Below are 12235 nucleotides of genomic sequence, written 5' to 3'. Positions count from 1 at the left end.
CCAATCACCAGATGATCGGAATGCCTTGAAGATGAAGAGATTAGCCCCATAATCGGTCGAGGGGGCAAAGATCGTGGTTTATATTCATGAAAGAGCGGAGTGGCCGGACTTCGAGTGGAACACCGAAAAGCTGACCGAAACGCTCGCTCTGGTTCGCCATAAGCAGGGGCGGCTGCTTGGTCGGATGGAGCGTCTGGGGTTCCAGCTGAAGGCGGAGGCTTCCCTCCAGACGTTGACCGAGGAGGTAGTCAAGTCGAGCGAGATCGAGGGCGAGATCCTGGACCGCGACCAGGTGCGATCGTCGATCGCCCGCCGGCTCGGGATGGACATTGGCGCCCTTACGCCCTCTGAACGGCACGTCGAGGGAGTGGTCGAGCTGATGCTCGATGCAACCCAGAAATACGACCAGGCCTTGACCGCGGAACGGCTTTTCGGCTGGCATGCCTCCCTCTTCCCGACGGGACGAAGCGGGATGCAAAAGATCACGGTTGGCGGATGGCGTACCGACCAGACGGGGCCCATGCAAGTGGTGTCAGGAGCCTTTGGTCGCGAGCGCGTTCACTTTGAAGCGCCGGCTGCCAGGCGGCTTGAAGCCGAGATGAAGGGCTTCCTGGAGTGGTTCAACGCCGACCAGGGCCAGGACCCTGTGATCAAGGCCGCGCTTGCCCATCTGTGGTTTGTGACTATCCATCCCTTCGAGGACGGCAATGGACGAATCGGGCGTGCAATCGCCGATCTGGCGCTCGCTCGTTCCGAAGAAAGCACACAGCGCTTCTACAGCATGTCCGCTCAGATCCGGAAGGAGCGGAAAGCGTACTACGACATCCTTGAGCGAACCCAGCGTGGGAGCCTCGACATTACCAGCTGGCTCGACTGGTTTCTCAGTTGCCTGGGGAGGGCGTTCGACGGTGCCGACACGATACTGAGGAATGTCTTGCAGAAGGCATCCTTCTGGGAGAAGCACGGGGCAACCGCTCTCAACGACCGGCAGAGATTGCTGCTGAATCGCGTGCTCGACGGCTTCGAGGGGAAGCTCACCTCGTCGAAATGGGCGAAGATAGCCAAAGTCTCGCAGCCGACCGCCACGCGCGACATTGACGACTTGATCAAGCGTGGCATCCTGCAGAAAGACGCCGCGGGCGGCCGAAGCACCAGTTATTCTCTTGTGCTTGGTGAGCTAGACCAAACTGATCGGCCCACCTAACGGATTTTGCACGTATGAAACCAGGGGCTTTATGAACCATGGCTGTCGGCGATCGGCGCGTTGACGTTGCGAGGGCGCTTCAGGAGGCGCAGGAGGCCATGAAGTCCGCGGCCAGCCTTGAATGGATAGGTGCGGCCTCAGCCGTGTCTCGGTTGAAGCCGCATCTCAAAAATTCAGGACACGCTGCCCAAATGCGGATTTGTGAGCATGCCTACGGCAAGCTCATTCGGTCCAAGGCGCGCCGGTATATAATCGGCGATGAAATTCGCGATGACACTGCGATCCCTCACGTGTTTTGGTGGGCCAAAGGTCATGCAGCCCTGACCCAGGACTGGGCAACCGGCAGCTTTAGCACTTACATCAATGATATTGAGCACCGCGCCTTCGGTGTATCATTTGTTCGCGAGGACATCGAAATCATGATCCCTGAAGACGCCCCACCAGCCGCTCCAGAGCCCACTCCGGGGAGCAATAAGATATTTCTTGTTCACGGTCGCGACGAGGCCGCAAGGAATGAAGTGGCGCTTTTTCTGCGTAACCTTGGGCTCGCTCCTATCGTTCTTCACCTGCAACCTAACGGTGGTCGCCATCTGCTGACAAAGTTCAGGGAAGAGTCAGACGGAGCCAACTTCGCTGTTGTCTTGATGACGCCAGATGATGTTGGAGGCATTGCAGGCGCGGACGTTCAGCCCAGAGCGCGACAGAACGTTGTGTTCGAGCTTGGCTTCTTCATCGGGAAACTCGGCCCGGCACATGTCGCAGCGCTCCTGAAATCAGGCGTGGAGAAGCCGTCCGATTTTGACGGTATCGCCTACATTTCCTATGGACAGGGTACGTCCTGGAAAACGGAGCTGGCCCGCGAGATGCTCCACGCCAAAATCTCTTTTGATACCTCGGCGGTTCTTACCGCTTAGGTCAGGTCCGGCGGTCTATCCGCCTATGTCGGCGTCCGGCTTTCCGGGGCGATTGCTCCTCAGGTGGAATCGGATCTTATCAGATCTCGATTTCCATCTCCCAGAGATCCGTGAGGGCAGGTCAGCTCAACCGAGCACCCAGTCCTCTTCATCGATCAACTGCATTAGGTTGATGCACTCCACCTTCATGTGGTTGCAGACACCGGGAATCTTGCCAAGACTACCGATACCGGTTTCTTCGGTGATGACCGTGTAGCTGTTCACTTTGGCTAGGGCGATCACGAACGGATCGGCCTGAAACTTCTGCTTACCGGCCGAAACAAGGCCCGTGTAGGTGTTGACGATGTGGTCAACTTGCAGCTGCACCGCTTCGTCAGGCGAGATGAACATGGCCTCGCGTGGCTTTAGCCAGCCATGCAGTTCTTCTGATCTCTGCTTGTTGCATTCGCGCAGGACGAGGGTCGATGAGACCAGCCTCCCATCCGTTACCAGCTGATCAAGTTGGTCCCATAGCTTCGGAAAGCGGTTGGGTTTGTACCGCTCGTACCAGGCGGCGATCAGAGCGCTTGTATCGATGCAGTAGATCTTCTTAGCCATGCCAGGCTATCCCGCCATGCCAAAGGCTGCCTTTTCCATCACGGGAACGGTCGTAACCTTCATGTTCAGAAGACCTGCGACATCGCGCAGCGTAAAGTAGCGATCGTGATAGCCTTGAAAGATAAGCTGGGTGAACGTCCTGCCGAGCTGACTAAGCACAACATGGTGGTACTTTGGCCCACCTTCGGAAGGCTCCTTCTGCTCATCGAGTTGCGCATAGATCTTCTGGAAATCGACGCGCTTGCTGTCATAGAAGGCCTGGGTCGTTCGCCCCAGCGTCAGCAGCCGTCGCAGTACAGCTTCCTGACTGACGCCGAAGCGCAGAGCTAAAGCGTCCAATTCGTCGTCCCGCCAACTCTTCTGGCTGCCTTTCTGCGCAACTAGTTGTTCTCGAAGCAGCCAGTCGCGCGGCATAAGGGCAGCGGCCGCGACCGCGTTGCAGAATTTCTCGACGTCGGGGTGAGGCGCGTCGTTTCTGTCGCCGCCCATGTTGCTCACGCCGCTTTGCCTTAGGGCCAAGTGACAGAACTCGTGCAGAAGCGTGAACACGCGGCCATTGCTCCGATCCTTGCCATTGATAAGGATCACCGGCATTTTCTGTTCGGCCAGAGCCGTGCCACGCATCTCACGGATCTTTAGCCGGGGCACCACGAACACGAGAATGTCCTTGGCTTCTATAGCCGTTCGCCAGCCATCGAACGCCTTGCGGCCGAAACGCTGTTGCTTGGCTTCGGTCACGCCAACGTATTCTCGGATCTCCTGGCCGAGCATTTCAACATCGGTCTTCAGCGTGGCCTTCAACTCGAAGGGCCGGGCCGGCTCGCCAAGTTCGTCGCGGACGGTGAGCGCGATTTCACGGCGCTCCCGAGCCTGTCGAATGGCGTAAGTAAGCTGCGGAGAAAAGCCGCTGTCGACGCCAGGTAGCCGCCGAAAGTCCTGTATCGGCTGCCAACCCTTAGGGGGGGTTTTTAGGTAGAACAGGCTGACCGGGCGCTTATAGAGATCCGCAATCTCCAGCAGCTTGGCGAAGGTCGGTGTCTCATCCCCTTTTTCAAGGGCGCTCAGGCGGTCTTCTTCGATGTGAAGACGACGAGCGGCTTCGTCCGGGCTGATCCCGGCTTGTTCCCGCGCCCATGCGAGCATGGCCGGGTTGATCAAGGCCTTCGCGCTCTTAGCCATCTTCTACGTCCCCCGAAGGAGATTCTAACCCGGCCGTCAACCGATCGGCACAACTTTCAGCAAAGTCGGCCTAAAAATTCGTTCAGGTGATGCGAAGGGTCCACGGCCGGAAAAATGCGAAAGGCCCCGATCTTCACCGAGGCCCAGCGCCTAATCGAGCATTCCCGATCCGGGGCTCAAGATAAGCCATCGGATGCGCAGGTCAATGGCTGTAAGATGGCCTCGGTCCCGATCCGAAAGCGTTTGCAACGCATAGTCCACAGCACTGGCTATAGCCACAGTTGCCGTTGCAATCTCAGCTGATCATGGGGCATTACCCGGCAAAGCGGGGCCTGCGGCCCCCAGGCTGTCAAGGCCAGGCCCTGCGGGCGGAATACGCCGGCCGGGTAGTCGGTCGCTTCGCGTCCTCCGGCCCGCACCAACCCGGCGCATTCCGGCCTGTGACAGCCAACCCCCGCTCATCGGCGCTCGCCTAGTTCCGGTTGCATGCGCAACCGGACAGGAGAAGCGAAGGTGAAGAAGGACGTTTATCAAAAGATCACCGATACGATCGTCACATTCTTAGAGCAGGGCGTGCGGCCCTGGCAGAAGCCCTGGAGTGCGCCTCATGGCGAGGGGCGGATCACCCGTCCCCTGCGAGCCAACGGCCTGCCGTACCAGGGGATCAACGTGCTGATGCTGTGGTCTGCCGCGTTGGAAATGGGCTACGGCTCGGCAACCTGGATGACGTTCCGCCAAGCGCTGGCGGTGGGTGGCAACGTCCGCAAGGGCGAAACCGGCACCTTGGTGGTCTACGCCGACCGCATCATCCGGACGGAAACCAACGAGCAGGGCGAAGAAGCCGAGCACGCCATTCCCTTCATGAACGGCTACACCGTGTTCAACGTCGAGCAGATTGATGGTTTGCCCGACCAGTACCGCGACGCTCCGCAAGCGCCCCTGCGCCCGGTTGAGCGGATCGAGCTTGCCGAGGCGTTCTTCAAGGCTGCGGCTGTTGACGTGGTGCATGGCGGCGGTAAGGCGTTCTACAGCCCGTTGGTCGACCGCGTGCACATGCCTGCCATTGAGTTCTTCCGCGATGCGTTGAGCTATTACGCGGTGCTCGGACACGAGAGCATCCACTGGACCCGGCATCCCTCGCGGCTCGCCCGGGAATTCGGGCGCAAACGGTTCGGCGATGAAGGATACGCCATGGAGGAGCTCGTCGCCGAGCTTGGCGCGGCGTTCCTGCTGGCGGATCTCGGCCTCACCCCGGAAGTCCGGGAGGATCACGCCGCCTACGTCGCCAGCTGGATCAAGGTGCTCAAGGACGACAAGCGCGCGATCTTCACGGCAGCTTCGCACGCCCAGCGCGCGGCGGACTTCCTGCATGGGCTTCAACCGAACGAGGCCAGGGCCGCTTAGCGGGCCTTTGAAAGAGGATTTTACGATTTTGGAAAGACAGATACTGGTCCTACGGTCCTTTCTTGTTCTCGCGGACAGAAGCCCGCCAAGGACGGGCCTTTGTCAAAGCAATTTCGTATTTCGAACGGTCCAGCGTCCCGTAGACAAGATCCTGCTCCAGCGTTGATTGGCCGAACACGTAGCCGTCTGGCCCGATCAAGCTGCAAGGTAGTCTAGGGCGACAGGCGGCAGGAGTGGATACGCTCATCCAGATGTTATTGGTTGCTGCGTGGGCCTGGGCAGTCACTGCGAAGATCGGGTCCTCGGCGTAGGCTGAGAAAAGTACGCCATCGACCCCCAGCCTTCCATATTCCATGAACAGTTCCGGAAAATGGATTTCGATGCAGAGCGCACAACCGAATCGGAAGCCATCGACCTCGAACACGATTGGGTCCGAACCGGGCGTGTACCAGCTGATTGATTCTGCGTGGGAGATTAGCCGCTTATCATAGCGACCGATAATGATGCCATTTTCGGAAATAACATACAAAGAGTTATGCGGCCACAGTGGTGCTATGCGCTGGTGGTTGGCTCCGACAACGACCCAGATCCCGAGCTTTCTTGCATTCGCGGCGATTGCGTCCAACTCGGCCTGGAGGATAGACCAGTCCACCTGATCCCAATGTTGGATTTGAGCCTTTACGTAGCCGGACAAAGCACCTTCGGGAAAATGTACAAGGCGCGCGCCTAGATCTGCCGCCTTCGTCATGCAATCGCGTATATGAGCGCCATTGACTCTGACGTCGGACGTGATGGCGCTTGATACAGCGGCGATCGTGAGCGTTGTCATGGAATTATTGGGGATCGTTTGCGTTGTTCTCAGAGAGGATGATGAGTCATCGCCCGCAGATCGGCAAGTTTATTGTCGGGAACCTTCCCTATGCTCCGAATCGGGACGTTAGGTTCTAGCGTCGAGTTCCTGTGGCCGACGCTACTTTAGGTCTCAGTGAGCGGCCGGTCAAATTGTCTACGAATCTGTTCTCGCAGAGGAATTGCGGACTGCGCCGCCTATCTTCTGCATGATTTTACGATTTTGTGAGTTTGCGATTTTACGACGAAAGAACGGCCCCGCGAGGGGCCGTCCAGGTGTTCGAGCGGAAGAGTCAGGCCGTAGGCTGCTTCGCCGCCTTGAGCAGGTTGACGATGTCGGTGTGACCCACGAAGGCCGCCAACGTCAGCGCGGTTCTGCCGTCGCTGTCCTGGAGGTCGATCGCCGCTCCCTTGGCGAGCAGCGCCTCCGCGATCGCGATGTGTCCGCGATAAGCCGCCCAGATCAGCGCGGTGAAGCCGTCGCTGTCCTGGAGATTGATCGCCGCACCCTTGGCGAGCAGAGCTTCCACGGTGGCGGTGTGTTTGTAGTAAGCCGCCCAGATCAGCGCGGTGAAGCCGTTGTTGCTCTGGAGGTCGATCGCCGCTCCCTTGGCAAGTAGGGCTTCCACAACGGCGGTGTGGCCATTGTGCGTGGCCAGCATCAGCGCGGTTTCGCCGTACTTGTCTTGGAGATCGATTGCGGCGCCCTTGGCGAGCAGAGCTTCCACGGTGGCGGTGCGGCCGTTAAGGGCCGCCAGCATCAGCGCGGTGGTGCCGTACTTGTCTTGGAGATCGATCGCCACACCCTCGCTGAGCAAGGATTCGACCATGGCTGTGTCGCCCTCGCGAGCGGCATTGAGTAGCTCGTTCATAGTAAATTCCCCGTGGATAGGCCTCCGTCACGCCCGGAGGCGGTGACGAGAGACCGATCGCCCAGGGGCGAAACGGCAGGTGTGGATGAATCTATTGTGGGACGGTTGGGGTCTTTTACAAGCACTAACGATGAAAAAGCCCCGCATCCAATCGGGGCTCTCGACTTCGGTTGCTCGCAATCGAAGCCGTGCCTGCATACTAGCTTGAGCGGAAACGGCCGCCAAGTCCCAGTCAAAAACGCCGAGGTATCAAGGAAATTGCAGCTCCGCCCGTGCGCTTGCGCGCCCGGTCGGTCGCTGCATTGGCCAACCAAGAAGAACCAATGACAGAAAGTGTGACCCATGGACATCCAAACATGGAAAACGACCCTCATCATCAAGACCGATGAGCAGACCATTCAAGACCTGCGCGAATGGTTTGCCGAGCGTGACGCCGACAACCCGCAACCCCGCAGAAACGATGACCTGCTGGCCAAGTACCTGCGCAATGTGCTGACCAGTAACAACGACTGGGACGGCGTGAGCCTCGGCATCGACGTTCGCCGTCCTCATCCCCTGCGCTTGCCCTGGCAGCGGGGCTATGAACCTGACCCACCATCCCCCGAGGCCGTACGGGCTGGCCGAGACGCTGCACGCCGCCGACAATTCGCGGTCGATTGCTTCGCGCTCTTAGTGTTGCTCATTGTCGGGGCTACCGCCTTTGCTGCCTACCACTCGCGCACCCCTGAGACCGCCGCGTTGCCTTCCAGCTATATTGCCCGGGACGGTTCGACCCCCGTTCACCGGACCAGCCTTGCCCTTGGGGGACAAATCCCATGATTTGTTTCTTAGGTATGTACGAAAGGGGCGTCGGCTGCGCGCGGCGCGCTGGCGCGCGCCGTGCTCACCTCCGCCCTCGACGATGTCAGAAAAGATCCGCGAGATCGACGCCAGGCGCAATTTGGGCCTTGAGCAGCCGGGTCAGACCCCGGCTGGCGTCATAGTAGTAGAATTCGCCGGTCGGCAGCTCGGTGGGCCGTACGGGCAGCCGCTCCAGGTCGTCCAGCATCGAGGCCGCGAGTTGGCTCGTCGCCGCCCGCAGGCAGATCCGGCAGCTCAGGTTGTTTCTCACGGCCGCGTCCATGGCGTCCGTCGTCGGCCGTTGCAGGGCACAGACCATGACGATTCCCAGCGCCCTCGCTCGCCGGGAAATGCTCGCCAGGTTCGCCGCAAGGCGTCTGGCTTCTGCCTTGGCTTCCTTGGTGTCGGCCGCGTCGATCTCGGTCTGGATTTCCGCATATTCGTCGATCACCAGGAACGTACGGCGTTGCCGCCAGAACTCGATGCCGTTCTCGCGCATATAGTTCTGCCGCTGCACCATCAGTGCCATCACCTGGTCAATGACCCTGATGACGTCGGCCATCTCATAGATCACCTCGACCTTGGGGCTGATGCGATACCTGTTGAACGATACGCCCCCCTTGAGATCGATCAGCACCAGCCGTTCAACCTGGTCGGACTGCACCAGTTGATGGAGCAGCGCATGGAGCAGCACGGTCTTGCCGGCGCCCGAGACGCCACTGAGCAAGATGTGCTGGAGGTGCGCCAGCGGCACCACGAAATCGACGCCATCCTTGATGCGCGTGCCGAAGACAATTCCGCCAGGCTGCGGTGCCAGCGGAATCGGCCGGGAGAGCTTCAGGACACGCGCCTGCTCGGCAGCCTCCCGTGCCTGGCTTTCTCGATCGCGTGCAGCGCTCTCGATCGCCCATTGCGCCTCGCGTGCAGCTTTCTCGCGCGCTTGCTGCGCGGCCGCGATCTCCTGCTCTGCTTTGCGCAGCGCCTGGAGGCGAGACTTATCGGCCTGGCCGATCTCCCGTTCGGCCGTCGTCAGCGCCTCCTTGCGCTTGGCGGCATCGGCATCTGGTTGAGATGCTTCTTTAGCCCAGTCGCGGGACAGCTTCGCCTCGCGGCCGGCGCGCAGCTCGCGGAGAACGCGCTCCTTGTCGGCCTCCAGGTCACCAAACCACTTGGTCTCGGCCAACGTCGCCGCCTCGCGCAGAATCGTCTGCTTTCTCTCATGCTCGGTCACGCCGGCGTACGCTTTCACGGCGAAGGTCCTCGTCGCCTCGCGCGCGAAGCGGCCGAGCATGAGCTTCATGGCGAAATCGGCGTAAACCTCGCTGTGCCCGGATCGCACCAGGTACGCCTGCCGCGACCCCTTCGGAATATAATATTCGAAAGGCACGCCCCACATCTCGAAGGGCTCCGGCCCGAAGGCGAACTCCGCTGGGCGGGGTGGCGGGTCCCAATACACGGTAGGCACCCCGAATCCCCATCTCGCGACATCGTAAATCCTACTGTCGTACACCTGCTCGCCGCGGCTGAAGGCGCTCATTCTGCGGCCCTCCTTAACGCCGCAAGGCGCTCTTGCCGCGCGGCCACATGCATGTCGTGTTGTTCGTGGCCGGCTGCGTCGCCGTCATCGCCGGATCGGTCGGCGAGCGGTTGCCTGGGCAATTCGGCAACCGCTCGCGCCCAGATCAGCACGTCATCCAACGCCACGAACGCGGGGCCGCACATATAGCCGGTCTCGTACGCCGCCAGCCTTTTCTCCGCATTGTCGTTCATGATTTTGTCTCCCCTGCCAATGAGGCCAAGGCCGCGCGGCATTGCGCGGCCTTGCATTCACGCCCCGCATGTCGGACAGGCACGGACCTGCATGGCCGAAAGATCGGCGATACACCGCCGCTTCCAGGCGTCGCGCTTCGCTGGGTCGATCGGCGCCACTAGGAGAGCGCGCTCCCCCGGCGGTCGACCGATCTGGTCGTAGAACGCGCACACCGCGCTGACGTCGAGGGTCTCCCAGTTGATCGCGGCGAACTTCGCCGCCGCAACATCCGCATCACTCATGGTTTCATCTCCTGAGATCGAGAGAACCGGGCCGGGCGCCATTGCCCGACCCGCTGTATGCGCTTAGCTCAGAGCGGTCGCGGTCGACGGCTTGCGCGCCGGCTCAGCCGTGCGGCTGTCGACCGGCTTGGCGTGCAGGATCTCCCGGGTGGCGCGGTAGTACATCGTGCCCTCGTACGAGGAGATATCCGCCACCAGCTCGACCGGCTTACCGTCGGCGTAGTTGGCGGGATCGGCGCCCTCAGGCAGGCGCACCTGCAAGACCTCAATGCCATTCTTGGCATTGCGCTTGACCAGCTGCACCGAGTGGCCGACAATCTGGCCCCGCTCGTTGCGGCTCTCGCGGACGCCACGGCTCGTGCCGCGGACGACGATATCAGCATCAGTAAAGTCAGACATGTCAGTCTCCATGTGGATGGTGAGAGGGAAACGCAACGCAACTAACGCAACCGAACTCGAGATCCATGCTCACGGCCCCATTGCGAATCCCTCCTTGCGTTTGTGTTGACCGGGCTCGTCGAACGAGCGACCGACGAGAAAGTAATCGCCGTGCCGCCCGCGACCGCGCCACTCGTAGAACTCGGTGCAGATGAAGGCGCCGAGATCTTCGGTGGTCTGATCAAGCTCGTCGCCGCGAGGGTCGTCCGTGAAATCCAGCTCTTCGTCGGTTTCGAGATTGCGCGACAGAGCGACCAGGCGGCGGCCTTTGACGGCGTCTGCCAGCGCCATCACCGGCACGTTGAACATCGGCTCTAGCGGCGCGCCCTTGGCTTTGCGATACAGCTCAGGCCGTTGCCGGCCGACCGCGTACGGCATGCCGTTGTCCCAGTAGACCAGCGTGCCGGGCTTGGTGGTGTACTTGGCGATCTCACGGAGGGGCTTGAGTCCCGCCTCGGAAAGCGGGGACGACACCCCTTTCGCGACACGGACATCAACGATAGGCGTGTACGCGCAGCGCAGCGCTTTGCGGAACAGCTTGCTCCATCGGTCATGGTCGATGAAGGTCTTGCTGCCCTTGGCAAAGTAGGACTTCGGCACCAGCAGAAGCCAATGGGCATGAGGGTGCCACAGCTGTGTCACCGCGTTGCGGGTGAATTCAATGACCCTGACGTAGGCGGCGACCGCCCGCTTGACCGGGGCAAAGGTCATGAGCCGTGAACAGGCTGCGATCAGCTGGCCCGTGCGGTAGCGCAGTTCATGCGACGGGCAGCTCTCCATGGTGGTGGTAAGCATGATGCCCACCATTCCCTCTTTGCGTCGCAGGTAGCGCTCCAATGCCTGTGCGACGCGTCGATAGGTCCGCCGCTGGCGTGCCAATTGCGCGGTCGGGCACAGAGGGTGCTTGCATTCATTGGGGCCGCGTACCCGGCGACCCTTCTCGTACTTATCGATGATGAGGTTGGTGCAGCAGTTTCGGAGCAGGCCGGCGTCTTCGTCGCGGCCGGCTTCCTTCAGGCTCTCGGCGATTGCGAGCTTTTCCTGCTGAAGGCGTTGGAAGTCGCGCCGTCCGACCTTGCCAAGTCGTTTGCCGACGTCGGGCAGATTGTCCCGATCCCGTAAATCTACGGGCGGGTCGATCTGCTCACAGATGAAATCCGGTCGAGCATCGAGGCCGAGCAGAACTTGGCTGCTCGCAGCTCCCATCCATTCGTGCTGGAGCGGGTCGATGCTGGGCTCGGAGAGCATCGCTCGGCTCCCCTATCTGGCGGCCCGTGCGCTCCTTGATTCTCGTTTCTCGTAATCCTTGTTCAGGACAGGGAATGTCTTGTGCAGGATCAGCTGGCCGTTTGACAGCATGTAGCGCCAGCCATACCGCTCGAATTTTCCGGTCTCCGGGTTACGGCAGAACGCCTGATAGTAGGCGACGGGGTTGCCGTTGCTCCACTTCTCCATTCGCTGAAACCGGCCTTCACGCGGACCAGCGGATGATTGATGGATGGGACGAAATTCCCTTAGCAAGGCTTCTTCGGTGGGATCGATCGCGGTATCTGGAGTAGAGACCGCGGGCCACTCAAGGATTTCGCTTTTGATTTCAAGGGCGAGGAAATGCAGCAGCAAATGGCTGAAGTCTGTCATGGAGGGCTCCGCGTCAGGCGCTTTTCATGGGCTTCGAGAGGGTCGAGCCTCGAAGGTTTGCGGAGAAAGCCATTTGATGCGGGTAGAAGTGAAGATGCCACAAGGTGTTACAGCTGGCGTCCTGCTGCGTGCCTCAGGTAGTGCCGTGGTTAGTGCAGTAGGGTGTGCGTGGTGGTGACATAGAGGTATTACAACGTGGCTTTTGGTGCTGTAATCGATGGCGTGGCAGGTCAGGGGGGCTTAATGGC

At 60.4% G+C, this 12235-nt stretch carries 14 protein-coding genes; 4 read left to right on the top strand and 10 right to left on the bottom strand.

Annotated features, from left to right (window positions below; all coding sequences use genetic code 11):
* Positions 1–73 precede the first annotated feature (73 nt).
* Positions 74–1204, top strand: coding sequence for a Fic family protein (locus BRADO_RS29695; protein WP_012029907.1), 1131 nt, complete (start codon positions 74–76; stop codon positions 1202–1204).
* A gap of 98 nt (positions 1205–1302) precedes the next feature.
* Positions 1303–2118, top strand: a complete 816-nt coding sequence (locus BRADO_RS33395; RefSeq protein ID WP_197535372.1) for a TIR domain-containing protein — start codon at positions 1303–1305, stop codon at positions 2116–2118.
* A 126-nt stretch (positions 2119–2244) separates the two neighbouring features.
* Here the strand turns inward: BRADO_RS33395 and BRADO_RS29685 are convergent, their stop codons facing one another.
* On the bottom strand, positions 2245–2715 hold the full coding sequence (locus BRADO_RS29685) for a DUF4411 family protein (RefSeq protein WP_012029905.1): 471 nt from the start codon (positions 2713–2715) through the stop codon (positions 2245–2247).
* A 6-nt stretch (positions 2716–2721) separates the two neighbouring features.
* The gene (locus BRADO_RS29680; protein WP_012029904.1) at positions 2722–3894 is read right to left on the bottom strand and encodes an ImmA/IrrE family metallo-endopeptidase; all 1173 of its coding nucleotides are present in this window, start codon (positions 3892–3894) and stop codon (positions 2722–2724) included.
* 513 nt (positions 3895–4407) lie between these two features.
* On the opposite strand from BRADO_RS29680, the gene BRADO_RS29675 reads away from it, so the two are divergent.
* Positions 4408–5298: an ArdC family protein gene (locus BRADO_RS29675; RefSeq protein ID WP_041757831.1), complete on the top strand. Its 891-nt coding sequence runs from the start codon at positions 4408–4410 to the stop codon at positions 5296–5298.
* Positions 5299–5347: 49 nt separating this feature from the next.
* Here BRADO_RS29675 and BRADO_RS29670 read toward each other — a convergent pair whose 3' ends face one another.
* Positions 5348–6127 carry a carbon-nitrogen hydrolase family protein gene (locus tag BRADO_RS29670; RefSeq protein WP_083794987.1) on the bottom strand — a complete coding sequence of 260 codons (780 nt, stop codon included), beginning with the start codon at positions 6125–6127 and terminating at the stop codon, positions 5348–5350.
* A gap of 313 nt (positions 6128–6440) precedes the next feature.
* Complete coding sequence (locus BRADO_RS29665; RefSeq protein ID WP_050781054.1) at positions 6441–7019, bottom strand: ankyrin repeat domain-containing protein; 579 nt, start codon at positions 7017–7019, stop codon at positions 6441–6443.
* A gap of 342 nt (positions 7020–7361) precedes the next feature.
* Between BRADO_RS29665 and BRADO_RS29660 the strand changes: the two genes are divergently transcribed.
* Entirely contained in the window at positions 7362–7838 is a 477-nt protein-coding gene (locus BRADO_RS29660) for a hypothetical protein (protein WP_012029900.1), read from the top strand.
* A gap of 85 nt (positions 7839–7923) precedes the next feature.
* Here BRADO_RS29660 and BRADO_RS29655 read toward each other — a convergent pair whose 3' ends face one another.
* The 6 genes from BRADO_RS29655 to BRADO_RS35210 form a co-directional block, all read right to left on the bottom strand.
* Positions 7924–9396, bottom strand: coding sequence for an FtsK/SpoIIIE domain-containing protein (locus BRADO_RS29655; RefSeq protein ID WP_012029899.1), 1473 nt, complete (start codon positions 9394–9396; stop codon positions 7924–7926).
* Positions 9393–9629 (bottom strand): hypothetical protein, encoded by a 237-nt coding sequence (locus BRADO_RS29650; protein WP_012029898.1) that lies wholly within the window; start codon positions 9627–9629, stop codon positions 9393–9395. Before BRADO_RS29650 ends, BRADO_RS29655 begins: the two co-directional genes overlap by 4 nt.
* Positions 9630–9686: 57 nt before the next feature.
* Positions 9687–9911 carry a hypothetical protein gene (locus BRADO_RS29645; protein ID WP_041757130.1) on the bottom strand — a complete coding sequence of 75 codons (225 nt, stop codon included), beginning with the start codon at positions 9909–9911 and terminating at the stop codon, positions 9687–9689.
* A 63-nt stretch (positions 9912–9974) separates the two neighbouring features.
* Positions 9975–10310: a hypothetical protein gene (locus tag BRADO_RS29640; protein WP_157872631.1), complete on the bottom strand. Its 336-nt coding sequence runs from the start codon at positions 10308–10310 to the stop codon at positions 9975–9977.
* Between the two features lie 69 nt (positions 10311–10379).
* Positions 10380–11597: a protein rep gene (locus tag BRADO_RS34510; RefSeq protein WP_012029895.1), complete on the bottom strand. Its 1218-nt coding sequence runs from the start codon at positions 11595–11597 to the stop codon at positions 10380–10382.
* Between the two features lie 12 nt (positions 11598–11609).
* Positions 11610–11987, bottom strand: coding sequence for a hypothetical protein (locus BRADO_RS35210; protein WP_157872630.1), 378 nt, complete (start codon positions 11985–11987; stop codon positions 11610–11612).
* Between the last annotated feature and the right edge of the window lie 248 nt (positions 11988–12235).

Origin of the sequence: Bradyrhizobium sp. ORS 278 (genome assembly GCF_000026145.1) — a bacterium.
In the GTDB taxonomy this organism is placed as follows: Bacteria; Pseudomonadota; Alphaproteobacteria; order Rhizobiales; family Xanthobacteraceae; genus Bradyrhizobium.
The sequence above is the reverse complement of the archived record's forward strand: the minus strand, read 5'-3'. Positions and strand labels throughout refer to the sequence as shown.

Coding starts and splice junctions, on each gene's coding strand:
- BRADO_RS29685 (WP_012029905.1), bottom strand. CDS start 2,715: ATGGCTAAGAAGATCTACTGCATCGATACAAGCGCTCTGATCGCCGCC.
- BRADO_RS33395 (WP_197535372.1), top strand. CDS start 1,303: ATGAAGTCCGCGGCCAGCCTTGAATGGATAGGTGCGGCCTCAGCCGTG.
- BRADO_RS29670 (WP_083794987.1), bottom strand. CDS start 6,127: ATGACAACGCTCACGATCGCCGCTGTATCAAGCGCCATCACGTCCGAC.
- BRADO_RS35210 (WP_157872630.1), bottom strand. CDS start 11,987: ATGACAGACTTCAGCCATTTGCTGCTGCATTTCCTCGCCCTTGAAATC.
- BRADO_RS29640 (WP_157872631.1), bottom strand. CDS start 10,310: ATGTCTGACTTTACTGATGCTGATATCGTCGTCCGCGGCACGAGCCGT.
- BRADO_RS29655 (WP_012029899.1), bottom strand. CDS start 9,396: ATGAGCGCCTTCAGCCGCGGCGAGCAGGTGTACGACAGTAGGATTTAC.
- BRADO_RS29645 (WP_041757130.1), bottom strand. CDS start 9,911: ATGAGTGATGCGGATGTTGCGGCGGCGAAGTTCGCCGCGATCAACTGG.
- BRADO_RS29650 (WP_012029898.1), bottom strand. CDS start 9,629: ATGAACGACAATGCGGAGAAAAGGCTGGCGGCGTACGAGACCGGCTAT.
- BRADO_RS29665 (WP_050781054.1), bottom strand. CDS start 7,019: ATGAACGAGCTACTCAATGCCGCTCGCGAGGGCGACACAGCCATGGTC.
- BRADO_RS29680 (WP_012029904.1), bottom strand. CDS start 3,894: ATGGCTAAGAGCGCGAAGGCCTTGATCAACCCGGCCATGCTCGCATGG.
- BRADO_RS34510 (WP_012029895.1), bottom strand. CDS start 11,597: ATGCTCTCCGAGCCCAGCATCGACCCGCTCCAGCACGAATGGATGGGA.
- BRADO_RS29660 (WP_012029900.1), top strand. CDS start 7,362: ATGGACATCCAAACATGGAAAACGACCCTCATCATCAAGACCGATGAG.